At 60.8% G+C, this 24,190-nt stretch carries 23 protein-coding genes; 2 read left to right on the top strand and 21 right to left on the bottom strand.

All coding sequences use genetic code 11. The features are described 5' to 3' along the window. Positions 1–62: 62 nt before the first annotated feature. The 9 genes from NKH49_RS02300 to NKH49_RS02260 all read right to left on the bottom strand — a co-directional run bounded on the left by NKH49_RS02300 (position 63) and on the right by NKH49_RS02260 (position 5,861). Positions 63–494 carry a DUF1810 domain-containing protein gene (locus tag NKH49_RS02300; protein WP_352612469.1) on the bottom strand — a complete coding sequence of 144 codons (432 nt, stop codon included), beginning with the start codon at positions 492–494 and terminating at the stop codon, positions 63–65. Positions 495–536: 42 nt separating this feature from the next. After that, on the bottom strand, positions 537–818 hold the full coding sequence (locus tag NKH49_RS02295) for a GNAT family N-acetyltransferase (protein ID WP_352449832.1): 282 nt from the start codon (positions 816–818) through the stop codon (positions 537–539). A 54-nt stretch (positions 819–872) separates the two neighbouring features. Beyond that, positions 873–1,607 (bottom strand): sensor histidine kinase, encoded by a 735-nt coding sequence (locus tag NKH49_RS02290; RefSeq protein WP_352612467.1) that lies wholly within the window; start codon positions 1,605–1,607, stop codon positions 873–875. A gap of 127 nt (positions 1,608–1,734) precedes the next feature. Beyond that, positions 1,735–2,172 (bottom strand): CBS domain-containing protein, encoded by a 438-nt coding sequence (locus NKH49_RS02285; RefSeq protein WP_352612465.1) that lies wholly within the window; start codon positions 2,170–2,172, stop codon positions 1,735–1,737. A gap of 137 nt (positions 2,173–2,309) precedes the next feature. Beyond that, complete coding sequence (locus tag NKH49_RS02280; RefSeq protein WP_352449835.1) at positions 2,310–2,831, bottom strand: carboxymuconolactone decarboxylase family protein; 522 nt, start codon at positions 2,829–2,831, stop codon at positions 2,310–2,312. A 266-nt stretch (positions 2,832–3,097) separates the two neighbouring features. Beyond that, positions 3,098–3,745, bottom strand: a complete 648-nt coding sequence (locus NKH49_RS02275) for an HD domain-containing protein (RefSeq protein ID WP_352681194.1) — start codon at positions 3,743–3,745, stop codon at positions 3,098–3,100. Between the two features lie 51 nt (positions 3,746–3,796). Then, entirely contained in the window at positions 3,797–4,198 is a 402-nt protein-coding gene (locus NKH49_RS02270; RefSeq protein ID WP_352470610.1) for a cupin domain-containing protein, read from the bottom strand. Between the two features lie 46 nt (positions 4,199–4,244). Beyond that, positions 4,245–5,003, bottom strand: coding sequence for an SDR family oxidoreductase (locus tag NKH49_RS02265; RefSeq protein ID WP_352470611.1), 759 nt, complete (start codon positions 5,001–5,003; stop codon positions 4,245–4,247). A gap of 66 nt (positions 5,004–5,069) precedes the next feature. After that, the gene (locus NKH49_RS02260; protein ID WP_352612461.1) at positions 5,070–5,861 is read right to left on the bottom strand and encodes an alpha/beta fold hydrolase; all 792 of its coding nucleotides are present in this window, start codon (positions 5,859–5,861) and stop codon (positions 5,070–5,072) included. A gap of 370 nt (positions 5,862–6,231) precedes the next feature. Between NKH49_RS02260 and NKH49_RS02255 the strand changes: the two genes are divergently transcribed. After that, entirely contained in the window at positions 6,232–6,459 is a 228-nt protein-coding gene (locus NKH49_RS02255) for a DUF680 domain-containing protein (protein ID WP_352612459.1), read from the top strand. A gap of 266 nt (positions 6,460–6,725) precedes the next feature. Here the strand turns inward: NKH49_RS02255 and NKH49_RS02250 are convergent, their stop codons facing one another. The 9 genes from NKH49_RS02250 to NKH49_RS02210 all read right to left on the bottom strand — a co-directional run bounded on the left by NKH49_RS02250 (position 6,726) and on the right by NKH49_RS02210 (position 20,505). Beyond that, the gene (locus NKH49_RS02250; protein ID WP_352612457.1) at positions 6,726–7,475 is read right to left on the bottom strand and encodes a glucose 1-dehydrogenase; all 750 of its coding nucleotides are present in this window, start codon (positions 7,473–7,475) and stop codon (positions 6,726–6,728) included. A 372-nt stretch (positions 7,476–7,847) separates the two neighbouring features. Beyond that, positions 7,848–8,828, bottom strand: coding sequence for an alpha/beta fold hydrolase (locus NKH49_RS02245; protein ID WP_502893737.1), 981 nt, complete (start codon positions 8,826–8,828; stop codon positions 7,848–7,850). Between the two features lie 560 nt (positions 8,829–9,388). Then, the gene (locus tag NKH49_RS02240) at positions 9,389–10,072 is read right to left on the bottom strand and encodes a response regulator transcription factor (RefSeq protein WP_031211078.1); all 684 of its coding nucleotides are present in this window, start codon (positions 10,070–10,072) and stop codon (positions 9,389–9,391) included. Then, positions 10,062–10,451 carry a response regulator gene (locus NKH49_RS02235; protein ID WP_352470617.1) on the bottom strand — a complete coding sequence of 130 codons (390 nt, stop codon included), beginning with the start codon at positions 10,449–10,451 and terminating at the stop codon, positions 10,062–10,064. The genes NKH49_RS02240 and NKH49_RS02235 overlap by 11 nt, the downstream gene beginning before the upstream one ends. A gap of 2 nt (positions 10,452–10,453) precedes the next feature. Next, complete coding sequence (locus NKH49_RS02230) at positions 10,454–11,095, bottom strand: response regulator transcription factor (protein ID WP_352470618.1); 642 nt, start codon at positions 11,093–11,095, stop codon at positions 10,454–10,456. Further along, entirely contained in the window at positions 11,092–13,929 is a 2,838-nt protein-coding gene (locus NKH49_RS02225) for a sensor histidine kinase (RefSeq protein ID WP_352925131.1), read from the bottom strand. Before NKH49_RS02225 ends, NKH49_RS02230 begins: the two co-directional genes overlap by 4 nt. A 372-nt stretch (positions 13,930–14,301) precedes the next feature. Beyond that, entirely contained in the window at positions 14,302–17,430 is a 3,129-nt protein-coding gene (locus NKH49_RS02220; RefSeq protein ID WP_352612455.1) for a PAS domain-containing protein, read from the bottom strand. 403 nt (positions 17,431–17,833) lie between these two features. After that, a complete protein-coding gene (locus NKH49_RS02215) occupies positions 17,834–19,414 on the bottom strand; it encodes an MFS transporter (protein ID WP_352612454.1) in 1,581 nt (526 codons plus the stop codon). Then, positions 19,411–20,505 (bottom strand): HlyD family secretion protein, encoded by a 1,095-nt coding sequence (locus NKH49_RS02210; protein WP_352470621.1) that lies wholly within the window; start codon positions 20,503–20,505, stop codon positions 19,411–19,413. Before NKH49_RS02210 ends, NKH49_RS02215 begins: the two co-directional genes overlap by 4 nt. Positions 20,506–20,809: 304 nt before the next feature. On the opposite strand from NKH49_RS02210, the gene NKH49_RS02205 reads away from it, so the two are divergent. After that, a complete protein-coding gene (locus NKH49_RS02205; RefSeq protein ID WP_352612452.1) occupies positions 20,810–21,205 on the top strand; it encodes a hypothetical protein in 396 nt (131 codons plus the stop codon). 137 nt (positions 21,206–21,342) lie between these two features. Here the strand turns inward: NKH49_RS02205 and NKH49_RS02200 are convergent, their stop codons facing one another. Genes NKH49_RS02200 through NKH49_RS02190 form a run of 3 tightly spaced genes read right to left on the bottom strand, consistent with a single transcriptional unit; the run spans position 21,343 to position 24,165 of the window. Beyond that, the gene (locus NKH49_RS02200) at positions 21,343–22,401 is read right to left on the bottom strand and encodes an ABC transporter ATP-binding protein (RefSeq protein WP_352612450.1); all 1,059 of its coding nucleotides are present in this window, start codon (positions 22,399–22,401) and stop codon (positions 21,343–21,345) included. A gap of 39 nt (positions 22,402–22,440) precedes the next feature. Then, on the bottom strand, positions 22,441–23,262 hold the full coding sequence (locus NKH49_RS02195) for a carbohydrate ABC transporter permease (RefSeq protein ID WP_023674179.1): 822 nt from the start codon (positions 23,260–23,262) through the stop codon (positions 22,441–22,443). Further along, positions 23,263–24,165 (bottom strand): carbohydrate ABC transporter permease, encoded by a 903-nt coding sequence (locus NKH49_RS02190; RefSeq protein ID WP_245274609.1) that lies wholly within the window; start codon positions 24,163–24,165, stop codon positions 23,263–23,265. Positions 24,166–24,190: the final 25 nt, after the last annotated feature.

Below are 24,190 nucleotides of genomic sequence, written 5' to 3'. Positions count from 1 at the left end.
AAGGCAGCGGATGGTGACCTCAGCGCCGCGACAGCTTTACGCCGGGTGGCGCAGGCAGACCACTACGACATCAAGTAGAGATCGTTCATCGTTTCCTCATCGAGCAAACCGTCGAACCAGACGTCGAAGATTGTCTCGAGCAGGAACTCGTCGTTGCTTGCTTCGGAAAACAGCGTGAGGGACGCGTGCAACTTCTTCGCATCAACGTCACCGAAGACAGCGCGAGCGCTTAGGCCGGAGAGCCGTTGCAGGGTGCCAACGCATTCCCGATAACGGCCTCCGAGGATCGGAAACGAGAGATAGGCGCTGGCTTCGTCGAGCGATGTGATTGCATATGGCTCAGGCGCTGTACCACTTCGCCTTGTGGCCAACCTTGGGCAGATGAACTCCATGTAGGGAGTGCACATCATCCCTCGACGTAGAATGGCCAGCGCGTCGTCGTAGACCGGATCCTGTGCGCTGACGAATCTCTGCAAATCATACTCGTCAGGCATTTGGATAGATCCTTGGGAAACCCTCAACATTCGTGCCCATGACTAGCCGCCGACGACATCTGCATAGTCCGGGTGCTTGGCGAAAAAGCGGCTCATGAAGGGACATTTCAAGATCGCTTTACGGCCGGTCTTGCGGAGCAGTTCGAAGGTTCCTTGGGCCAATTGCGACGCGATCCCTTGTCCGGAAAATTCCGACGGGACTTCGGTGTGTATCAGCGCAACCTTCCCGCCCTCGAGCCGATAATAGGCCGCCGCAAACATATCGCCGGCGATCGGCAGCTCGAAACGGTGCTGTTGGACGTTTTCGACGACTTGTGCATCCATCTTTATCTCTCGATTGTATGTCACGTTTGTCACCGGAGGCAGATTGGCGGGCCGCTATCGCATCGCAGGCAACCGCAGAGTGACGGTCGTGCCTGCCCCAAGTGTGCTCTGAATATCGATGCTTCCGCCTGATTGCTCGGCAAAGTGCTTCACCATCGGCAAACCGACGCCGCCGAGGCCTTCGCTTTTGGTGGTGAAGAACGGATCGAAGGCGCAGACCATCGTCTCGCTGGTCATCCCGATACCGTTGTCCGCGACGCGGATGTCTACCTGACCGGCGGCAGAGTTTTCAGAGGCCAAGCCGGCATCGATCGAGATGAAACCGCCGTCAGGCATTGCATCGCGCGCGTTGAACAGAAGATTCAGAACCGCATTTTGCAATCCAAAGCGATCGCATCTCACCAAAGGCAGGTCGGACCCAACCCGAAGCTCAAGACCGAAATTGGCATCCAAGGCGCTCCGTACGAGGGTTTCGATCTCAGCCAGGCAAGCACCTACGTTTGTGTATTCGATTTCCGCGTGGCTCTCTCGGGCCAGGCTGATGGTTTGCCGGACAAGGCCACCAGCCCGCTCCAAAGCCGTCTTGGCGCCGGCTATTACAGGCCCGAGCGCCGGAGCCGCTTGGATGCTCGGATCGCGGGCCAGGTGGTTCAACGCCGACGAGGCGACCTGAATGAGATTGCCCAGGTCATGGACGATGCCGGCCGTCGACATTTGCACGGACATACCACTTCCAGGGCCATCGGGCGGGCCGTCGAAGACATCTTCTTTTATGTCCGGACGAAACATTTCGTTCCCCGCTGGCTAAGTCGGCACCTATTGGCTTCAACACGCTATAATTTATGGCTTTTATTTTCCATTATATCTAAGAAGACGCCGATACATACTTCCGTATATTCAATCGCGAGACGATGCTCTATTGATAGCCGATCCCGCTGATGTAGTTGGCAAGCAGCCGTTCCTGCAGTTCCTCTTGTTTGAAGAGCGCCTTCATCGCATCACGGATATCGAGGACGCCTAGCGGTTTCGAGTCGGCCCCGAGCACCGGCACATTCTGCAGGCCTTGCGCGGCCATGGTCTGCCAGACTGAATGAAGATCATCATCGGGACCACAGGACACGATGGACCTGCTCATCAAAGCCGCAATCGGCGCTTCTGTTGGCCCTGAATTCGCCAGATGGCGGACAAGGTCGGACTTGCTCAGCACGCCTGCCGCCTCCCCACTGCCGTGGCACACCACGACCAGGCCTATTGCGGGCCTGGAAAGTGAGAGTGCCGCACTGCGGAGTGGAGCGTCGACATCGACCACCATGAGACGGGCCGATATTACTGGATGCAGATTGTCAATTCGCATGACGCCCTCCTGAGAGCGCCTCGCGGCCGCGGCCGCGGGGCTGGGATCGGTTCCAGTGTTGGTTGCCGAGCTCGGCGCCTTCGTCCGGCCGGTCAGAATGGCGCGCAAACAAGCGCCATTCTGACCCATTCCAAAGATTAGCTCAGTGCTGCTTTGCTCAGGCCAAACTTCGCATCGCCCGAGCCCGGGACGGGTTTGAAGCCGATATTCAGACGGTTCCAAGAGTTGACCGCCATGACAACGAAGGTCAGATCGGAGATTTCCTTCTCGGAAAGCTGCGACCTGACTCGATCGTAGATCTCGTCGGGGACACCCTGCTCGGGCAGCTTGGTCAAGACTTCCGTCCATGCCAAGGCTGCGCGCTCGCGAGGAACGAACAAGGTCGAATCCCGCCAGGCTGCCAGGTGGTAAAGGCGCAGTTCGCGCTCGCCATGGATCTTCGCCTGTTTGACGTGCATATCGAGGCAGAAGGTGCACCCGTTCAGCTGCGCGGCTCGGACTGCAACAAGGTCGCGGATTGGCTCTTCGATCGACCCCTCTCGCGTCGCACCAAGAAATTCAATAAATTTCTTTAGAAGTTCCGGCGACTGCTCCGCATAACTCGCGCGTTGGGCGACGGCTTTTCCTTTCGGAGCGACCGGTGGCGCTGCAATATTCATTACTTATCTCCTTGAGGTGTTTGCAATCCATTGCAGCGTAAGGATGACCGATGAGAGGAACTGTTGCTATCGTGCCGATGATATGTATTGCCACTCGATTGGGCTGGGGCGCCTAAACCGAAGTATAGGAGGTGGAAATTGGCACCTGACCGCTGCCCTCGGCAATTCGCTTTGCCGCATGCATCCGACAGACGCACAGCGTTTGGGTCACTTGAAGGGCAAGGCTGAACCGACCGGTGTCGATAGAACCTGGATCGAAACTGCGTTCACTCTTCAAAGGGAGCGTTCATCACAAGATCAACTGCCGAAGTCGCCTTGTAGCCTGAAACAAAGCGCTCGCCGAAGTCCCGGGCAAAGTTGTCGTAGGTGGTTTCGGGCCTGATCTCGGCGATATGGCAAAAGCATCGCGTCATCCGCCGCTTCATCCCGAGGCGCGGAAATTCGCCAACGATCTTTGCAATCTCGGCTGACGAAACGAGGCTGTATTGCAAGCCGACGACATCGAGGCAGATGCCGGCTGTGCACAGCGCCACCTCAGCCTCCTTGTAGAGGCCAATCGACGGCGTCGAGTTGAGGGCGACGCTGTCCCAGATCAATTGGGCGCGCCGCTCGTCGAAGCCGCCCTCCCGAACGAAGGCGCGGGCGAGATCGGCGCCTTCCACTTCGAAACGGCGCGGCCCGGCGAAGTCCTCATTGAGCGTGACGTCATGCAACAGGGTTGCAACCGCAACAACCTCCGCGTCGTGCTGGATATTCTGAATCTGTCCGATCCGGGCCGCGAAAAGCCAGGATCGGACCACGTGGTTGAACAGGTAGGGTTCACATCGAGCGCGGGCATGTTCGATCGCTCGGCCAACAAGCGGAGTATCGGGGACCAAAATCCCCGCAAGTGTGCGGATGGCGATCGAATTCATGTCACTGACCGTCCCTTCGCGTACGCCCCGATGGTCCTGGGGGCTACGATTTCATTTCGCGTTCGTCGTCAGTTCCGTCTCGCTGGTGTCGACGACGAAAATAGCAAGCAGACGAGCGCCTTCCGTCTTGCTGGCGTTTTCGCTGACGGCATGACGGTCGCCAGGGAATTCCGAGAAACTCTCGCCGGCGCGATAAGTCTTCACCGGCCCGTCATTGACCTGGCTTCGGATCGCCCCCTGCAGGACCGTGGCATAGATGAACGCGGATTTGGGATGGGTATGAGCCGGCGACGTACCCCCAGGCGCGTACTCGACGAGCACGGCTTTCATGCTCTTGCCGGGCACGTTTGGCAGAGCCTGGTCGTAGACAAGCTTCACGCTGGCGGCGTCATTGGCCATTGCTGCGGTGACGGAAGCGGCGGTGAGCGCGGCGCAGAGAAGTGTTTTGATCATGTCTGGTCTCCTTGTTGTGCGAATGGCGGGCCTATCCGATGATTACTTACTTCGGTGGTGTGTATCGGCTGAGCCAATCATCGAAACGCACGGCGCCGATGCGCGCGTTCTCGCCGGGCACCAGCGTTCGATCGTCGATTGCCACTTGGCCGTAGTAGAGCGCGCCGGGATCCGGGACGACTTTGCGCGGGTCCTTGGTGGCCTTCAGGAAGCGCTCGACAAGTTCGCTCATGCGAACACGCTCCGGGCCGGCAATTTCGATCATGCCGTTCAACGGCGCGGCAAGCGCGACGTCCGCCATCGCATCGGCAACATTATCAGCCGCCATGGGTTGGAAGTAGGCCGGCGACATATGAATGGTATCCCCGACGGCGCCCGTGTTTGCGATGGCGGCGGTGAATTCGAAGAATTGAGTGGCGTGAACGATGGTGTAGGGAATTCCGGACTCCCTGATCAGCTTTTCCTGAAGCAACTTGCCGCGGAAATAGCCCATGCCCTGCAGCCGGTCGGTACCGACGACCGACAGCGCCACGTGATGACGGACGCCGGCGGCCGTTTCGGCGGCAAAAAGATTACGCCCGGATGCCGAGAAGAACTCCAGGGCAGCCTTTTCCTCGAACGACGGCGAGTTCGCGAGGTCGATGACGACCTGCGCACCGGCAAGCGCGGCCGCCAGACCCTCTCCCGTAACGGTGTTGACGCCCGAATTCGGCGACGCCGCAAGTACGTCGTGGCCTTTGTTTCGCAGTCTCTCCACGGTCTTTGAACCGATCAGCCCGGTTCCGCCGATGACGACGATCTTCATGTCTGGTCTCCTGGTGTTGCGTGTCTATTTTCGTTGCTCGATCGGATGCTGGGCGTTTCCGGCCTGCTACTGACTGACCGATGCAGCAGCATCCTCGATGAGTGACGTGACCTCGTCGGGATGCGAAACCATGAGCGCGTGGGACGCACCCTCGATGACGACGGTCTTTACCGCGTGCGCACGCTTGGCCATGAAGCTCATGACGGCTGCCGGGATGTTGCGGTCATCCGAGCCGTAGATCATGTAGGACGGCAGCGTCTTCCATGAGGCGACGCCCGAGGCTTCAGCCAGAGCCGCCTGCGCAACAGGGCGTTGAGTGGCAGCCATCAGCAAAGTCTGCTCTTGCGGAACGTCGGCGGCGAACTGCGCGCGGAACTTGGCCGGCTCGATGAAGAGGTCTTGTCCGCCGTCCGGCAACACGACTGGAGCAAGCGCGCTCCCCAAGGTGCTACCGGGAAACATGCTGGACAACGTAAGGCTCGATTCGCCCGTATCGGGCGCGAAACCCGCCACGTAGACCAACGCCTTCACATTGGGATTGCCATTGGCGGCCTCGGTGATGACGGGCCCGCCATAGGAATGCCCCACCAGCACGACCGGCCCGGAAACCGACCGGACGATGGCTGAGACTGCTTTCGCATCGCTGGCAACGCCGCGGAGCGGATTAGCTGCGGCTATCGCCACATAACCGTCTTTGCTGAGCTTGGTGATGACTGCATCCCAGCTCGACGATTCCGCGAAGGCGCCGTGCACCAGTACGATCGTCGGCTTGGGCTGAGAATTCGCGGCCTGCGCCATCCCGCCGCCCCACGCGGCAAGCGCTGCGGTGAGGGCCAGGACTCGAGTTATGTTTCGCATTTGCTTTCTCCCGTGTCGCCTGTGGTGACCAATGCTCAGGAGAATGCGCCGACGCGGCCCGCCAACCTATTGTGCGGAAGGGTCTGTCATACAATGCCAAGGTGCAGGGTAGGTCACCGGGGAGATCAGGTGCCCTGCAGCAAATTGAGGTATCTATGCCGGGTGTGCATTGTCGGCGGTCGCCGGAACAGACACTGAGGGCGCGCCGCAAAGCCTCCTCTCGTCAACGACATAGTCCCTGGCCTTCGGCCTGAATCGCCCAATGCCTTCGTATGGATCAAACAGCCGGACCGTCTGATCGTGTCGCTGCGTCACGACATTTATATTTGTATGGGTGAATACCATCCAAGACATCAATGGAGTTACTGAAATGAAAATGACAGTCCTTGCTGTCGCCGTGCTTGTTATTACAGCAGGAAGCGCCACTGCCGGAAGCGACCACTATGGATCAAACGGATCCCAGCAGCCTGCGACTGCGTCTTACAACATGTATACATCCTCGATCAAAAAAATGAACAATGATATCGGGGTGCCGAAAACCGTACGCAAGCCGACTGTTCCCAACGATGAATATGGCCAGGGCATCTGGGGTCACTGATCCCGACCTACAGAAAATTGAAGGACCGGGGCGAGACCTCGGTCCTTCCGCCGTATCGGCGAGCCGACTTCTCTCTTGCGCGTCGATCCCTGTAATGCGACTTGCTGCTTACGTGGCTCAATTTGCGGCACGTCGACAAAACGTCTCGCCTCCGACCTATTTGGCGCGACTCGTGCGGCAGCTTCCCGGAAAATCGTCTTGAGGATGACCGATTGCTCAGCCATTTATTCGGAAGTCTATTGGCGCGACGACATCGCAGTCGTGGCTCAGAGCACTGCCATCCCGCCGTCGACCCGCAGATTGATGCCCGTTACGAAACTGCTCGCGTCCGAGGCAAGGAACAGGGCGGCTTTTGCCAGCTCTTCCGGCTGCCCCATCCGGCCCAGGGGTATTGCCTCTGCCATCGCCTTTTCAAACAGCCCGCGCTGCTCAAACGGTATGCCTAACTTATCGAGAATAGCCGTATCCACCGGACCTGGGCTGAGCACGTTGACCCGGATGCCGCGAGACTTCAGTTCGATCGCCCAAGCGCGCGCAAAGGCATTTATGGCCGCCTTCGAGCCCGCGTAAACAGCATGACCGTCCAGAACCTTCTCGCTGGCCAGCGAGCCTGTGAGGATGATTGCGCCGCCATTCCGCATGATCGGAATCAGCTTCTGGACGCCGAAGAAGACGCCTCGCGTATTGACGGCAAATTGCGCATCATATTCCGCCTCGGAGACGTCGGCCGAGTGCGTGATGGTGTTTATGCCGGCGTTCGCCATATAGATGTCGAGCGCCCCGAACCTCTGACGGATCTGTTGCGCTACCTCGTCATGGTGCGACACCTCGGCCACATTTCCCTGAATGCCCAGCGCGCCTGCCCCGATCTGTGCGACCGCTTCCTCGACCGCCTGCCGCCGGCGGCCGGTAATGACGACTTGCGCGCCCTCGGCCGCAAAGATTTTTGCAGCCGATAGTCCGATCCCGCTGTTCCCGCCGGTGACCACCGCGATCTTGCCCAAGAGTACGCCCATTTCGTTCCTGCCTCCGAAAAATAGCGCCGGTGCTGCTGCGATAGTCGCAACTGCTGGCCAAGAAAATTTCACGCCTAATTGAGACCGCCAAAATGAGCGGCAATCGCAAACGGCTAGCGATTGATAAGCTCCCGGTGCTTAGCCAGTTTGACGTCTTGGAGAGCGCTTTGGCCATCAAGGCAGAACAAGCGCGCGGCGGCGACCCCCGACAGCGCGACGTAGTGTCGAACGCCGGCGATCGCCTCCGGGCTGCACAGGCGCAGTTGCCCGAGTGGCAGCCGTGGCGCAGCATATGTTTCGCGCCCCTGCCAGCGCTCCAGCTCGATGGCGCAGTGGTTCGGTTCCACAATCCGGGACATTAGCCGACAGAAGCTATCCTTTGATGAAGGCGAGCAGGTCAGCATTGACCTGATCTTGGTGCGTGGCCGTGATCCCGTGGGGCGCGCCGGGGTAATAGATATCCTTTGCGCCTTTGATCAATCGGGCCGACTTGACTGCCGAGTCCTTGACGGGGACGATCTGGTCGTCTTCGCCATGCAGGACGAGGGTTGGTACGTCGAATTTCTTGAGGTCCTCGGTAAAATCGGTCTCGGAGAACGCCTTGACGCTTTCGTACGCGTTCACGAGACCCGCCTGCATGCTCCAGAGCCAGAACTGATCCAGAGTCCCCTGGGAAACCTTGGCGCCTGGCCTGTTCGCGCCATAAAACAACGGTGCGAGGTCCCGGTAGTACTGCGACCGATCCTTGACGAGGCCAGCCCTTATGCCGTCGAATACCTCGATCGGCAGGCCTTCCGGATTGGCCGGCGTCTTCACCATGATCGGCGGAACAGCGGCGATAAGAACAGCCTTGGCCACCCGCTTCGTCCCGTGCCGTCCGATATAGCGAGCAACCTCGCCTCCTCCGGTCGAATGGCCGACCAGCGTGGCGTTCCGGAGATCCAGCGCCTCGATCACGGCTGCAAGATCGTCCGCATAGCCGTTCATGTCGTTGCCGGACGTGGCCTGGCTCGATCGGCCATGGCCGCGCCGGTCATGCGCAACGACGCGAAAGCCGTTATGGGCAAGAAAGAGCATCTGGCCGTCCCAGGCGTCGGAATTCAGCGGCCAGCCGTGCGAAAACGTGACGACAGGACCCTTGCCCCAATCCTTGTAGTAGATTTCGGTGCCATCCTTGGTCGTGATGGTGCTCATCGTCTTGGTTCCTTTGATTGAGGGGGAAGAGGGAAGGTTTTGTTTTCGGCTCGTTGCCGAAGCAGCGCGGGGCAGTCCGGCGGCTGCCGTAGAGATCAGGCCTGCCAACATGACATCGCGGCGAGATCCGCCGACGGAGAAAAGTCCGTCTTTGTTCATCGTGTCCATCCATGTGCTTTGAACGTCCTGCTCACCATCACGACCGTCGAGTCGGCCTGAGCGGTCGCGTTCGGGGAGGAGCGAGCGAGGAGCGGTAGAAACGCGACGGTCGTGATGGCTTGCGAGGAACAGGATGCACCGATCCGGGCCGCGAACCTACTCTACGGAGGCATCTGTCATACGATGCCAAGGTGCAGGGCAGGCACGCCGAAGATAGGGCCGGGCTAAGGCAAGCTCTTATAGACACACGTCAATTAGGCTTGGGTAGCGGCGCGGGGACCGACGCGGCATGGCCGGCGTCAGTTGCTGTTGCATGAAATGTTGCGCGTTTTTCGGTCAGGCTGGCGCTGCCAAAGAGCGCCGCTCAGTAGTAACCGATGTTTGGCGCGGGCCTTGCCGCGAAACACCAAACAGGACCACCGATGTACATCAGGATCACCCGCAGCAGGACGAGCGTATCAACAGGCAGGAAGGCCTGGGCGCGCTGAGAAAGCACCTGAAATGGCCCGGCGCGCCGGGCGATCCTATTGGATGGGGCATGGATCGGCTTGTGCCAAATTCTAGACCTCGCGCATCGGCGCGGGCAGCGTTTCCCACGCCCGGATCAGCTCACCGATGGAAGCGGCTTCCATCTTGCGCATGACATTGCCGCGGTGAAGCTTGACCGTCACTTCACTGATGCCGAGGTCGAAGGCGATCTGCTTGTTGAGGCGCCCGCGCGCCACTTCACGCAGGACCTCGCGCTCGCGCGGCGTCAGCGTCTCGACGCGCTCGATGTTGCGCTTGACGATCACGGCATCCGCCCGCCGCTTGGCATCCACCGCAATGCCGGCGATCACAGCGTCAAGCAGCGTCTGATCCCGCACCGGTTTGGTGAGAAAGTCCACGGCGCCGGCCTTCATCGCCTGGACAGTCATCGGGATGTCGCCATGCCCGGTCAGGAAGATGATGGGTTTGGGGTTGCCGTTTTTCGCAAGATGGTGCTGCAGATCGAGACCGCTCGTCCCTGGCATGCGCACGTCGAGGATCAAGCAGCCGGGGCTCTCCAACACGTCGGCGTCAAGCAATTCACGGGTTGAGGTAAAGCACACCGGCAGGAAACCCGCCGACAGGATCAATTCAGACAGCGCCTCCCGAACAGAGGCATCATCATCGACAATAATGACCAGCGGCTGCTCGGCTTCAGCCCTTCGCTGCTGTGATGACGGCGTCGATCTCGGTAAGGGCAATTGGTCAACTCTCATGTTTAGCCTCCGTTTCTGGGTTGCGCAAAGCGTCGCCGATCGCCGCAAGCAGTGCCTGGCCATCGAACGGCTTGCGGAAAAGCCTGCCAATGCCCTTGGCGCGGTGCTGATCCACTATCTCGTGGCGGCCGGTGATCAGGAACACAGGCAGATCCGGACGCGCCTTCTTGACCAAGTCGCGAAGTTCAAAGCCGTCCATGCCGGGCATCCCGATGTCGGTGATAAGCATGTCCAATCCAGACAGGCCGCTGACCAGTAACGACCCTGCCGACGAGAAGCTGCGGGCCACATAGCCGGCGGACTCCAGAAGGTCCTCCAGCGACTCGAGCAGCCTTGGGTCATCGTCGACAATCGCCACGACAGGCCTCCGCTTGCTCACCCTCAGTTCCCCCCTGCCCGGCGCGAGTGCGTGATCGGTATTCCCAATCGCTCGGCGATGCGAACGAGGTCGGCGAGCGACGCCGCGACCATCTTCTGCATGACGTTCCTTCTATGAATTTCCAGCGTAACTTCGCTGATCCCCAGTTCAGCGGCCGCCTGCTTGTTGAGCAGACCGCTGACCACCAGCGGCAGCACCTCACGTTCGCGCGGCGTCAGCTCGAGATAACGTTGCTTCAACACGCCCAGCTCGGCGCGCTCCGATCGCTGTACCCGATCCTGGGCAATCGCCGCATGGATTGCGGCCATGAGGTCTGCATCGCTGAAGGGCTTAGTCAGGAAATCCACGGCGCCGTGCTTGATCGCACGCACCGAGGACGGGATATCGCCATGTCCCGTCAGGAAAACGATCGGTGGATGATCGCCCTCGGCAATCTGCCGCTGCAGATCGAGGCCGTTAATATCCGGCAACTCGATATCGAGGATGAGGCAGGCAGGGACGTCCGGCTTGTCAGCGCGGATATAATCGCCCGCCGATCCGAACGCTACGGCACACATGCCGTGTGCAGCCAGCAGCTCGCTGAGCGCCTCCCGAATGCGTTCATCGTCATCTACGATGAAGACAATTTGGCCGTCCGTCGTCATGACGCCGCTTTCGCTTCAATCGGCAACGTGAAGATAAACGTCGCTCCACGTGGTTCGTTCTTCTCGACCCATAAACGCCCGCTGTGCGACTCGATGATCGAACGGCAGATCGCTAGTCCCATGCCCATCCCTTGCTCTTTCGTGGTAAAGAACGGTTCGAATATCCGGTCGGGAAACTCGATGCCCCGGCCGCGATCTCTGACTTCGGTCTGGACAACATCCCCGATATGGCGCACGCGGATGCTGATAACTCCGTCATCCGCACCAGAGTCCATCGCCTCCATGCCGTTGCGGATGAGATTGACCAGAACCTGCTGGATTTGGACGCGATCGAACGCGACTAGCGGACTGTCGCGTCCGACATCAACGCTGGTGCGAACGCCCCGCCGCATCGCTTCCTCGGCCACGAGGTCGCGTGCCTCTGTGATGACACTGCTGAGCGTCGCATTGGTCCTCGTCTCGGTGGATTGCTTGAACAGCGCGCGGATGCGGCCGACGACGTCCGCCGCCGAATTGGCGTCCCGGATTATGCGCTCGGCCGTAATCTTCGCGCGTTCGACGTTCGGAGGGGCGGCGGACAGCCAACGGTGGCATGCATGGGAATTGGCGACGATCGCGGCCAGCGGCTGATTCACCTCGTGCGCGATCGAAGCGGAAAGCTCGGCGAGACTTGCAGCCTGAGTGGCTTGCGCGAGTTTGTCGGAGGCTTGTCGCAGCGCTTCCTGGGCGCGCACCTCTTCGTCGATGTCGAGGGAAACCCCGTACCATTGCACAACCGCCCCGTCTTCATCACGCCGCGGCTCCACCCTGCACTCCGCCCAGCGATAGCCATCTGTTTCGCGCCAGCGAAACCGCATCGCGGAACCGCCGCCTGTTTCGAAACAGCTCAGCAACGTGCGCAGCACCTCGGGAGCATCTTCGGGATGAACCAGTTCTTGCAGCAATTCCTCGATGCGCGGCTCTCCGAGTGTTTCGAAATTGGCGATGACGGCGCGGAAATGGTCCTGGTATCGCTTGTTGAAGTAGACCGGCCCGCCGGTCGGCACCGCGCTCCAAATGCGGACCGGCACAGCGTCGATCATCTGCTGAAGCTGCAATTCGCTCCGCCGCAGGGCCTCTTCGGCTTGCATCTGATCGTCTATGTCGTGACAGAGGCCGTACCACTGCGCGATCAGGCCAGCGTGATCGCGCATCGGCTCCGCCCGGCTCGACATCCAGTGATAGATGCCATCGGCGCGGCGCAAGCGATACCTCATGGAGAAGCGCTCACCGGTGGCGAGGCAGTGACTGAGCGTATCGCCGAATGCTGCTGCGTCGTCCGGATGGACGATGGCCGTTATCATCGCCGCCAGCCGGCTGATGCCCTGTTTGTCCAAATCCGTTACGTCAAGGCCGAGAAAGTCGACCATTCGCTTGTTGAAAAAGGTCGGCTCGCCGTCCGGCGTCAGGCGCCAAACGTGGCTCGGAACCATGTCGACAAGCTGTGAGAGCTCCCGCTCCCGGTCGCGCAATGCCTCCTGCGCGCGCACCTCATCGTCGATGTCGATGCTGGCCGTGTACCATTGCACGATCGTCCCACTCTGGTTCCGCAGCGGCTCGGCGCGGCCCTCCCTCCAGCGGTACACGCCGTCCGCGCGACGCAGGCGATACCTTATGGGATAGGGTTCGCCGGTGGCGAGCGAGCGGCTGAGCCATTCTCTCATCCTGGGTCCATCGTCGGGATGGACGGCTGCCGCGACCAAGGTCGCCAGGCGGCTCGTGCCCGGCTCGTCCCAGTCCGCGATGTCGTTGAGGCCGATATAGTCTGTCGTGCGCTTGCTGAAGAAGGTTGGTTCGCCGTTGGGCGCCATGCGGGCGATGTGAGCGGGGATCATTTCGACCAGCAACGAGAGTTCTCGCTCCCGCTCCCGCAAGGTCTCCACACTTTGGCGCAAAGTGAGCACCGCCGCGTGATGCTGCCTGGAAATGGCGGCCACGACGAGCGCCGAAAATGCAGAGATGGCCAGAAAAAGCTGCAGCATGATCTGGTTGTGCTTCTGGGACTCGGGATCGCCGGCAAATTGGCTGGCGCCGGATATCGTGAATACCGCCGTGATCAGAGCGAGGACGGTCAATGCTACGGCGGCGCCTCTGAACTCAAAACGCACCGCGGCCCAAAGAAGAGGCGGCATGATGATGTAGGCGAAGGGCAGATAGCCGCTCAAGGAAAGGGCGGCGATACCAAGAAAGATCAGCCCCAGGACGCAAGCTTCCATCCATCGCGCTGCCGAGAGCTGCGCTTTGCCGCGCCAGTTCTGGAACACGACCAGCGCCAGTGGCGCTACGATCAGGACTCCCGTCGCGTCTCCGATCCACCACAGCGGCCAAGCCGTCACAAAGGTTTGCGATTGTATGCCAAACCAAGCAAGCGCCGCACTTCCCACCGTTGCGCTTGCAACTGGCGCAATTCCAGCGGCCAGTACGACGAATGCGAGAACGTCCCGCAACGTTTCCAGCCGAACTGGGCGCTTGCAGGTCTGGTTCACAAGCCATGCGCCGGATACCGCTTCAAGAGCGTTGCCGGCAAAGATCAGGAAGGCTGCGGGCAGCGGAGTGTGGAACCACAAGAAGTTGCTGAACAGTTCTGCCACACAGGCCCCCAGCACCCACCACGGCCAGCTATACCTGGAGGCGAAGACAAGAGTAGCGATGAAAAGCCCGCTCGGAGGCCAAATGGAAATCCCTGTTCCAGGTATGATTGCGAGCGACTGGGCGAAGCCGCAGCCCAGGACATAGGCCGTAATAAAAAGCCCCAGATGCAGGAATTGGGGACGGTGCGACCAGACGCGCGACAACCTGCCTCTTCCAAGATCGCTGATCATGTTGCCGCGAATCAGGCCCGGTTCATTCGTCGCGAAAGGTCGGCCACTTCCCGGTCCGGATCGGTTCAAGTCATGCGCTAACGCGAGCGTTGCGCTGGAATCGGTCTCGCCAAGTGAGTTGGGCGCTATCGTCATCGGGTGCCCCTAACGGACAAACAAACTCTGGAGATTGTCGGCGCTTCGTGTAGCACTTGCTCTTGATAGCTGGACTGGGCTGACGGACTCACGTCGCCACCCTAATCCCGCCACGCCCCAACCGCACCTCATGGAAATCCATGCATTGCACGGGGCGGCGGCGCCCCTTCACCGAGAGCCAAAAACCAAGCGCTTACTGAGCGCCGCCAGTTATTGCGCAGCTTTCGCTTCAACCGGGAGGGTGAAGATGAATGTCGCCCCACGCGGCATGCTATTCTCCGCCCAAAGGCGTCCGCCGTGAGACTCGATGATCGAACGGGAGATCGCGAGCCCCATGCCCATTCCGTTCCCTTTCGTTGTAAAGAACGGCTCGAATATCTTGTTGGGACGTTCGATACCCGGGCCTCGGTCGCGGACCTCGGTCTGGATCGTGTCCTCTATCCGGCGCACGCGCATTGCAAGAACCTTGTCGCCCGCCGTGGTGTCCATCGCCTCCATGCCGTTGCGAATGAGGTTGACCAGGACCTGCTGGATCTGGACGCGATCGAACGCAACGAGCGGAAGGTTGCTTTCGACGTCGATGTCCATGCGAACGCGACGCCGCATGGCTTCCTCGGCCATAAGGTCACGTGCTTCGGCAACGACGCTGGGGATCGGCGTGCTGGTTCTCATTTCAAGCGAAGGTCTGAACAAGGCACGGATGCGGCTGACGACATCCGCCGCCGAGTTGGCATCGCGGATGATACGCTCGGCCGTGATCTTCGCGCGCTCGACGTTCGGGGGCTCGGCGGACAGCCAACGGTGGCATGCGTTGGAGTTGGCGACGATGGCGGCCAGCGGCTGGTTCACCTCATGAGCGATGGATGCGGAGAGTTCGGCAAGGCTCGCCGCCTGGCTCGCACGCGCAAGTCTCTCTTGTGCCAGCCGAAGCTCCTCTTGTGTCCGCACCTCATTTTCGATGTCGAGGCAGATAACGTTCCACTGCACTATGGCGCCTTCAGCGTTGCGCATCGGCGCGGCGCGCGTCTCGACCCAGCGATATTCACCATCGAAGCGCCGCAGACGGTGCCGTCGCGCATACGGCTCGCCTGTGGACAGACAATCGGCATATCTCTCTTTGACACCTGTCAGGTCGTCGGGATGAACACCGGCGTCGAGTGTGCCAGCCAGCCGGGACTTTCCCGCTTCGTCCAATTCCTCAAGATTGTATCCGAGGAATTCGCGGAGCTGCTGGCTGCGATATATCGGTTCGCCATCCGGCGCGGCGCAATCGATCATTGCCGGCAGCGTTTCAACGAGCTGCCAGAGAGCCCGTTCTCTCTCGCGCAGCGCCTCTTCGACGCGCAGCTGATCGTCGATGTCGTGCGTAAGGCCGTACCATTGGACGATGCGTCCACCCTGGTCCCGCAGCGGCTCCGCGCGGCCCTCCATCCAACGATAAACGCCATCGGCACGGCGCAGGCGATACTTCATGAAGAATCGCTCGCCGGTGGCAAAGCAGCTGTCGAGTGCTTCCCTCAGGCTGGCTGCATCGTCGGGATGGACGACGGTGGCAATGAAGGCCGCCAGCCGGCTCGTGTCCGGCTTTTCCGCGTCCGCTATGTCCAGGCCGAGAAAATCTATCAGGCGCTTGTTGAAGAAGCTCGGCTCACCGTTGGGAGACAGCCGCCAGAGGTAGCTCGGAACCATGTTGACGAGTTGCGAGAGCTCTCGTTCCCGGTCGTGCAACGCGGCTTGCGTGGTCACCAGGTCATGGATGTCGACGCTCACGCCGTACCATTGGAGAATGCTGCCATCTTCGTCGCGCAGCGGCTCGGCGCGAGTCTCGGTCCAGCGATAGCGGCCGTCGGCCCGCCTCTGGCGATATCTCTGAACGTAAGGCACGCCCGTTGCGAATGAATGGCGGATCGCCTGCCGTGCGGTGTCGATATCGTCTGGATGGATCACGCTCAGCGACGGCGAGCCGTCCGGGGCGGTGATGTCGTGGAGCGTGGCCCCGGTTACATCGGTGAACCGTTTGTTGACGTAGGAAGGCGTCCCTTCCCGTGTCGTACTCCAGATCAAAGCGGGCACGGTGTCGATCAGCTGCTGAAGGCGCCGCTCACTTTTGCGCAACGCCGCCTGCGCGCGCACCTCATCGTCGATGTCGAGAGAAACCCCGTACCACTGCACGACCGTTCCGTCGTCATCGCGTCGCGGCTCGACCCTGCACTCAGCCCAGCGATAGGTGCCGTCTTTTTCGCGCCAGCGAAACCGCATCGCGGAGCCGCCGCCAGTTTCGAAACACCTCAGCAACGTGCGCTGCACCTCGGGCGCATCTTCGGGATGAATCACCTCGTGCAGCAACGTTTCGATTCCCGGCTCGCCGAGCGCGTCAAAGTTCGCGATAACGGAGCGGAAATGGTCCTGGTATCGCTTGTTGAAGTAGACCGGCCCGCCGGTCGGCATCACACTCCAGATGCGGACCGGCACGGCGTCGATCATGTGCTGAAGTTGCTGCTCGCTCTGCCGCAACGCCGCTTCGGCGTGCATCTGATCGTCTATGTCGTGACAGAGGCCGTACCACTGGACGATGCGGCCAGCGCCATCGCCCATCGGCTCCGCCCGGCTCGACATCCAGCGATAGACGCCATCGGCACGGCGCAGGCGATAGCGCATGGCGAAGCTCGCACCGGTAGCGAAGCAACCACGAAGTGCATCGCCGAATGCTGCCGCGTCGTCCGGATGAACGGCGGCCTGTATCATCACCGCCAGCCGGCTCATGCCCGGTCGGTCCAGATCCGCTACATCGAGGCCGAGAAAGTCGACCATGCGCCCATTGAAGAAGATCGGCTCGCCGTCTGGATCGAGCCGCCAGATGTGACTCGGGACCATGTCCACGAACTGCGAAAGTTCCCGCTCCCGGTCACGCAATGCTGACTCGGCCCGTTTCTGGTCCTCAATGTCTATTGTCGTGCCGTACCATTGAACGATGCGCCCCTGACTATCGCGAAATGGTCGTCCTGAGCTTCGAAACCAGCGATAGACGCCATCGGCGCGCCGCAGGCGATGCTCGGTATCATAGGGATCGCCTGTTTCGAGGCAATGCCGCCATCTGGCGGCTACGGGATCATAATCGTCGGGATGGACGGCTCGACGCCAGCCGAAATCATCGTCGTCTTCGGAAGTGTTGAGATCCTCATGCATGTTGCCGAGGAACGTCAGCGTGTTTGGGCTGACATAGGTGAATCTTCCGGCGGCATCGGCTGCCCACGCGTGGCCGGGCATGCTCTCGATGATTTGCAGCGCTAGCGTTGCTTCGGGCTCGATTTCGTCAAGTGAGTTGGACGCTGCTGTCATTGGCTTCTCCTGTCGGACAAAAAAGCCTTGGGACGGTCAGCGCTTGATATAGCACTTGTTTTCAATATCTGGACAGGCGAACTCACCGCCTAAATCTAGTTCCGCCGTGCCTCGGCTGCATCTCATGGAAATCCATGCATTGCGCGGAGTTATCGCGCTGCGGGGGCCCCAACGATGGCCTCGCGCGAGGAGCGACGCGGATCGATGCATCAACACCTACCACTGGGAATACGAGCCGGACAGGTAAGACGCTCGGCTGCCTCTTCGTCGGCTGCAGAGTGAAACCGGAGAAACCTCTGCATTCGTCATCCCTGTCTCGTCCGGTTAACACGGCTCATGAGATAATCTGGAAGCCTCTCCCGACCAATACATCTGTTCCAAAGTACAGGGCGTGGACGCGGTTTTAGTTCTGCGGAGCGGCTTGGCGGCCGAGCAATTGTTTGGCGACAATGAGACAGGGCGCAGCGACCGCGAACAGCAGGACGAGCGCGAAGAAAGCTTCGTCGAACGAGATCGTGGCGACCTGCTTCTCAAGCGCGCGCTGCAGCAGCGGCAGGGCGGCCTTTGTCGCCGCAGTGCTGTCGACACTGTTCGCCAGAGCGTTCGCAGTTGCTCTCAAGCGCTGGTCTACGGCTGGATCGCCATTGACGAGGTGGGACGCCAGTATCGTCCGGTTGTGGACATTCTGGTGATCAATATACGTTTGCAAGAGGGCTGTGCCGGTCAGACCGCCCACCTGCTTGCCGAAGTTGAACAGCCCGATGCCAAACGGCAACGCATTGGCGGCAAGGCCCTGCAGCGTAACCAGCGTCAGTGCCACGAACAGAAGGCCGAGGCCGAATCCTCGCAGCAGCAGAGCAAGGGTCAGGTCCGGTGATCCGCTACCGCTCGTCGAAGCGGACAGCAGCCACATGGCACCTGCGAAGAGCAGAATGCCAAATGGCGCAAGCGTGATCGGGCGCATCCCGGTCCTTTGGATGACGAAGCCGGACAACAGAAGTCCAAGCGCGAGCATGGCTCCGCTGGGCAGCAGAAGCACTCCTGCGCCCGTCGCGGTAAAATCGAGCACGTTGAGGGCAAAAGCCGGAATAAGATAGGCGCTGCCTGAAAGGGCAGAGCCGGCGACGAAGCTGACGAGAAGGCCAAAGCGAAAGTCCGGATTGCCAAGGGGCGAGATGGCCAGCAGTGAGCCTTCTGAACGAAAGCGGGTCTCCCAGACGGCCAGGAGGCCGGCAGCCGTCATACCGGTTGCGGCAAGGAAGGTGATGTCGGTGTCGTCGAACCAGTTGAACCTGCTGCCTTGCAGCAGGACGTAGGTCAAAAGCGCGGCGCTGATGCCGAGCAACAATATCCTGACGGCAGGAAACCTGGTTTTCCGCCAAAAGGTCCGATCGCCGTCCGCCGCCAACAGGACAAGGGAGACGATGCCGAGCGGAATGATGCTCAGGAATATCCACTCCCAGGTCAGATGGTCGACAAGCCAGCCCTGCAGGGCCGGCGTGACGGTCGTCGGAGCCATGACGGCGCCTACGGCAAAAACCGCCTGAACGACCGGCTGATGCCGGTGCGGTAACCGAAAGAACAGCAGTGTCTGGCTGGCGACGAGAACTGTGCCGCCAGCCAGCCCTTGGACAATGCGGCAGATGCAAATCCAGGTGAGGTCCACCGACAACGTCAAGGCCGCGGATGCCAGCAGAAGGGTGACAACCGCCGCGCGCAGGCAGGCGGTCGGCCTGGCTGCCGTCACAAGTAGCGGAGCGACAAGGAACGCCGTCAGCTTGGCGGCGATGAAAACAACGTCGATCATCGCCAGTTCGTCCAACGTTGCGTAGGTGTCGCCGAGCATGTCGATCCGGCCGATGGACAGTGCAGTGGATGCGACCGCGTCCATGAAGGCGGCCAGCACGACGCCGGTTGCTATCAAGCAAGCGCGCAATGTACCGGGATGGCGCTGCACAGCCGCCGTTTCGGCGAGGTGCATCATTGTGCTGAGCGCCCGTCCGCAATCCCGCCTGTCTGCATTTCCTGCGCTACAGCCGGAGCATCCCTGGTGCCGACGGTGATGGCAACACGAGCCGAGAGTCCCGGAACCAGGCGGCCGGGCAACGGATTGCGCGTCATCCTGATCTTGACCGGCACACGTTGGACGACGCGGATGAAGTTTCCGGTGGCGTTGTCCGGCGGCAGCAGGCTGAATGCCGCGCCGCTACCGGGAGCGAAGCTGTCGACAAGGCCGTCGATTTGCAGATCTGGATATTCATCAACCATGACGCGGACCCGTTGGCCGATCTCAACCTGCTTCAGCTGTGTTTCCTTGAAGTTGGCAACGATCCAGACATCGTTAACCGGAACGATGTCCAAGGCTGCTGTCCCTGGCGTGACATAGCGGCCGACACGGATCTGGCGATTACCGACGATGCCGCCGACCGGGGCCCTCACGACGGTGTTGGCCAGGTCGAGCATTGCCAGGTCGAGCGCTGCCTGTGCCTGGGACAGGGCTGCCTGCGCACCGGACAACTGTGCATCCAGGACACCGAGCTTCAATTTTTGAGCCAGCAGATTGGCCTCTGCACCGTCCAGCGATGCCTTTGCCTTGTCATGGCCGGCCTGCGCATCCTGCAGCTTCTGATCGCTTGCGGTCCCGTTCTTCTGCAGCGTGACGTAGCGGTTCAGGTTGGCTCGGGCGAATTGCAGGTCGGCTGCGGCAGATTGCTTCTGCGCCTCAGCCTGCGCGATCAATGCGTCCTGCAGTTCACGGGTCGCCTTGATGTTGGCGATTTCCGCCTGCCGGGCGGCGACGTTGGCTTTCGCCTGCTCTGCCTTGGCCTTGTAGTCGCTGTCGTCGATGCGAAACAGGACAGCACCCTTTGACACACTGGCATTGTCGTCTATGTCGACTTCGACGACGTAACCGGCGAGCTTCGGCGCGATGCTGGTAATGTCTCCGCGGAGATAGGCGTTATCGGTCGTTTCCTCGAACCGGCCCCGCGTGAACCATTGCCAGCTCCAAATAGCTGCCATTGGAATCACCATGAGGGCGACGATAGCGATTGCGATCTTGCGGGCTCGGCTCATGATTGCCTCGACACCCGGTCGATGCGCTCGCTATCGAAGGAGGTATCCGCCTCCCGAAGAGCGAGATGTTCGGCAAGGCTGCAAACGCACGGTGCGCAGTACAGGTTCACGAGAACGTCTCCGTCGAGCTGCGGCTCTGCAGCAAAGCAGAACTGCAGAACGATCGCGGATTTCACGCCTCGCCGCTATCACGCGGACGAACATCCCATCTGCCCTGATCGGTAGTTCGTACTGAACCTCAGCACAGGTCGTATTGTCGGTCAGCCGGATTCAGGCGCGCGAACATCCGGCGCGGATCTCCGTAGTGCCGAAGACCGCCCACGAGAAAATTCACTTTGAAGCGTTTCCGGATCATCCTGTGGCAGCAATGATCGCAGAGAGCGCCCTCGCGGCGCGCGCGCCATGCTGGAAACTCTGCATGTTTGCCGAGGGCAGCCGCTACCAGGAGCAACTCTGCGCTGTCGGCGGCGACGGAAAGATCGAATGTCTGGTTCCCGGACCAGGCCGTTTCTGGCCGACCCAGCTTGGCCCTGCGCCAGTGCCCCAGTTGATCGTCAGTCCGCGCAATCCGCCTGGACCACGCCTGCTGGAGATTCCCGTCGACCCCCGGCTGATCGAGGCAGGCGACCCTAGCGGTTCGACTATTTCGAGCACGCCCGCTTCACCGCTGCGGTGCGCGAACAAGGCAAAGTGGAAGTGACCTTGCAAGACGGCTGGTGGGCCGTCGTCATGGGTCTCGGCGCCCAGAGATCGGCCAGCGAAGGCCGCGCCATCGAACTCGCCGGTGAATTCGCGTTGCCGACCTAAGGCCGACCACGCATTCACCAGACCATTGGGTCAGATGCGCCGACCGGTTGCTGCGTCGAACAGATGCGCACATGCGCGGTCGATCTCGATCCCCACCCCTTCGCCCTGCCTGAGCGCAAGCCTTTCTCGGAAAAGGCAGGAAATTTCTTCACCGGAGCAGTCGACCCTGGCGAAGATTTCCGAGCCTGTCGCCTCGAGAAGCGTGATCGTACCCGGCACGCCTTGCCCCGTCGCCCGGATATGTTCCGGTCGAATGCCGTAGACGAGTTCGCGTCCTGCGGCATCCGCGGGCTGGGCGCCTTCCGGCAACGGCAGGACCAACCCGCCGGCGCTGCGGAACACGCCCTCCTCGATGCGGCCGGCAATGAAGTTCATGGCGGGCGAGCCGATGAAACCGGCAACGAAGAGGTTGGCCGGATGGTCGTAGAGGTCCAGCGGCGCGCCGATCTGCTCGACCAGGCCGTCATGCAGCACGACGATCTTGTCGGCCATCGTCATGGCCTCGATCTGGTCGTGCGTGACATAGATCGTCGTGGTACCCAGCCGCTGGTGCAGGGCCTTGATCTCGCCGCGCATCTGGACGCGCAACTTGGCGTCGAGGTTGGAGAGCGGCTCGTCGAACAGAAAGACCTGCGGGTCACGTACGATCGCGCGGCCCATGGCGACGCGCTGGCGCTGGCCGCCCGAAAGCTGGCGCGGATAGCGGTCAAGCAGCTTTTCCAGGCCGAGGATGCCGGCTGCCTTCCGGACCCGGCCAGCGGTGTCGGCCGGGTCGGCTTTCTTGATCTTGAGGGCAAAGCCCATGTTGTCGGCAACGGTCATATGCGGATAGAGCGCATAATTCTGGAACACCATGGCGATGTTCCGGTCCCGCGCGCGCAGATTGTTGACCATACGTTCGCCGATGGCGATCTTTCCGCCGGAGATCGTTTCAAGGCCCGCGATCATGCGCAGCAGCGTCGATTTTCCGCATCCCGACGGGCCGACCAGGATGACGAATTCGCCGTCGGCGATGTCGACGCTGACGTCGTGAATGATCTTGGTGGCCCCGAAGGCCTTCTGCACGTTGCTGATTGTTACCGATGCCATTGGATCTTTCCTGGAAAAGAGTGATGTCAGGACGCGCCCTCAGCCGCCCTTGACGGCGCCGGCGGTCAGCCCCGCGACGATCTGCCTTTGCGCGAACATGGTCAGGATCAGCACCGGCAACGTCACCACCAGCGCCGCCGCGGCGAGCGGCCCCCAGCTCACCTGCTCGTAGGACAGCATGTTGTAGACGGCGACCGGCAGTGTGCGCGTCTCACGGCTGGCGAGCACGACGCCGAAGACGAAATTGTTCCACGAGAAGATCACGGACAGGATGAAGGCGACGACGATGCCCGGCTTGGCGATGGGCAGGGCAACCAGCCGGAAAACCTGCCAGGAGCTGGCGCCGTCGATGTTGGCCGCCTCTTCCAGTTCCATCGGCGTGGTCTCGAAATAACCGATCATCACCCACACCACGATCGGCACCGTCACCACCAGATGGATGATGATCTGCGGCCACAGCGTGCCGAGTATCCCGATCCATTGGAACAGCAGAAACAGCGGGATGAGATAGGATAGCCCAGGTGTCATGCGGGCGATCATGATGACGACCGCCGATCGTTCAGCCTTGAGCCGTGCGATGCCATAGCCGGCCGGTACGCCGATCAGCAGCGCCAGCAAGGTCGCCGTACCGGTCACCAGAACCGAATTCCAGAGATAGAGCAGGAAATTGTTCTCCTCGAACACCTTTACATAGTTCGACCAGGCGAAGCGTTCGGGGATCAGGATCGGCGGATAGGCACCGTTGTCGATCTCGAATTTCAGCGACAGCGAGATCATCCAGAGGAAGAACAGGATCGCCGGCGAGACGAAAACCAGGGCAGCGAAAAACAGACCGATCTGGTTGAGCAGCCGTGAACTCATCTATTTGCCCTCCGTATCGATCCACTGCGAGCGTTGGCGCAGCATCAGCAGGACAAACGACAGGGCCACGATGACAATGAAGAACACCACGGCCATGGCCGAGCCGTAGCCGATATCGTAGTAGGAGAAGGCGGTGTTGTAGAGATAGATGTTGATGGTCTCCGACGCCGTACCCGGCCCGCCCTGGGTCATCGCGTAGATGATGTCGAAACTCTTCAGCGCATCGATGGTGCGGATGATGACCGCGATCATCAGGAACGGCGCGATCATCGGCAGAGTGAGATAGCGGAATTGCTGCCAGGCATTGGCGCCGTCGATCTCGGCGCTTTCGAAGGGCTCGCGCGGCACCGAGGCCAGCCCGCCAAGCACGATCAGCATGACGAGCGGCGTCCACTGCCAGGTCTCGACCGCAACCAGCGACGGGATGACCGTGTTGGCGTTGAATATCCATTCCTGGGCCGGGATGCCGACCAGCGACAGCAGGTAGTTGAGCACGCCAAGCTGAGGATGGAACATCATTGTCCAAACCAGTGCGACGGCAACGGGTGTCGCCATCATCGGCATGACGAAGACGCCGCGCAGCAAGCCGCGCAGCGGAAACCTGGCATCGAAGATCAGGGCGGCCAGGGTGCCCAGCAGCATCGGCGCTGCAACCGAGAGGAAGGTGTAGGTCAACGTATGAACAAGGGATTCCCAGAAACGTGGGTCGCTGGCCAGGCGGAGATAGTTTTCCATCCCGGCAAAACTCCGCGACTGGCCGAGCGTCCAGCGATTGACGCTCATCCACAGGGTGAAAGCCCAGGGGAAAACGATGACGGCGCCGACGACGACGAGTGCGGGGACGACGAATGGCCAGTAGTTGGGAGCCAGCCGGATCGTCTGGCTCCCGTCGATAACCGGCATCGTCACCCCGGTCTGTTCTGGGGTG

The sequence above is a fragment of the Mesorhizobium sp. M1088 genome, from assembly GCF_040318575.1.
Classification (GTDB): Bacteria; Pseudomonadota; Alphaproteobacteria; order Rhizobiales; family Rhizobiaceae; genus Mesorhizobium.
The sequence above is the reverse complement of the archived record's forward strand: the minus strand, read 5'-3'. Positions and strand labels throughout refer to the sequence as shown.

What these genes read in the sequence shown, in the direction of transcription:
- NKH49_RS02300 (WP_352612469.1), bottom strand. Translation starts at nt 494, where the DNA reads ATGCCTGACGAGTATGATTTGCAGAGATTCGTCAGCGCACAGGATCCG.
- NKH49_RS02295 (WP_352449832.1), bottom strand. Translation starts at nt 818, where the DNA reads ATGGATGCACAAGTCGTCGAAAACGTCCAACAGCACCGTTTCGAGCTG.
- NKH49_RS02290 (WP_352612467.1), bottom strand. Translation starts at nt 1,607, where the DNA reads ATGTTTCGTCCGGACATAAAAGAAGATGTCTTCGACGGCCCGCCCGAT.
- NKH49_RS02285 (WP_352612465.1), bottom strand. Translation starts at nt 2,172, where the DNA reads ATGCGAATTGACAATCTGCATCCAGTAATATCGGCCCGTCTCATGGTG.
- NKH49_RS02280 (WP_352449835.1), bottom strand. Translation starts at nt 2,831, where the DNA reads ATGAATATTGCAGCGCCACCGGTCGCTCCGAAAGGAAAAGCCGTCGCC.
- NKH49_RS02275 (WP_352681194.1), bottom strand. Translation starts at nt 3,745, where the DNA reads ATGAATTCGATCGCCATCCGCACACTTGCGGGGATTTTGGTCCCCGAT.
- NKH49_RS02270 (WP_352470610.1), bottom strand. Translation starts at nt 4,198, where the DNA reads ATGATCAAAACACTTCTCTGCGCCGCGCTCACCGCCGCTTCCGTCACC.
- NKH49_RS02265 (WP_352470611.1), bottom strand. Translation starts at nt 5,003, where the DNA reads ATGAAGATCGTCGTCATCGGCGGAACCGGGCTGATCGGTTCAAAGACC.
- NKH49_RS02260 (WP_352612461.1), bottom strand. Translation starts at nt 5,861, where the DNA reads ATGCGAAACATAACTCGAGTCCTGGCCCTCACCGCAGCGCTTGCCGCG.
- NKH49_RS02255 (WP_352612459.1), top strand. Translation starts at nt 6,232, where the DNA reads ATGAAAATGACAGTCCTTGCTGTCGCCGTGCTTGTTATTACAGCAGGA.
- NKH49_RS02250 (WP_352612457.1), bottom strand. Translation starts at nt 7,475, where the DNA reads ATGGGCGTACTCTTGGGCAAGATCGCGGTGGTCACCGGCGGGAACAGC.
- NKH49_RS02245 (WP_502893737.1), bottom strand. Translation starts at nt 8,828, where the DNA reads ATGAACAAAGACGGACTTTTCTCCGTCGGCGGATCTCGCCGCGATGTC.
- NKH49_RS02240 (WP_031211078.1), bottom strand. Translation starts at nt 10,072, where the DNA reads ATGAGAGTTGACCAATTGCCCTTACCGAGATCGACGCCGTCATCACAG.
- NKH49_RS02230 (WP_352470618.1), bottom strand. Translation starts at nt 11,095, where the DNA reads ATGACGACGGACGGCCAAATTGTCTTCATCGTAGATGACGATGAACGC.
- NKH49_RS02220 (WP_352612455.1), bottom strand. Translation starts at nt 17,430, where the DNA reads ATGACAGCAGCGTCCAACTCACTTGACGAAATCGAGCCCGAAGCAACG.
- NKH49_RS02215 (WP_352612454.1), bottom strand. Translation starts at nt 19,414, where the DNA reads ATGATGCACCTCGCCGAAACGGCGGCTGTGCAGCGCCATCCCGGTACA.
- NKH49_RS02210 (WP_352470621.1), bottom strand. Translation starts at nt 20,505, where the DNA reads ATGAGCCGAGCCCGCAAGATCGCAATCGCTATCGTCGCCCTCATGGTG.
- NKH49_RS02200 (WP_352612450.1), bottom strand. Translation starts at nt 22,401, where the DNA reads ATGGCATCGGTAACAATCAGCAACGTGCAGAAGGCCTTCGGGGCCACC.
- NKH49_RS02195 (WP_023674179.1), bottom strand. Translation starts at nt 23,262, where the DNA reads ATGAGTTCACGGCTGCTCAACCAGATCGGTCTGTTTTTCGCTGCCCTG.
- NKH49_RS02190 (WP_245274609.1), bottom strand. Translation starts at nt 24,165, where the DNA reads ATGCCGGTTATCGACGGGAGCCAGACGATCCGGCTGGCTCCCAACTAC.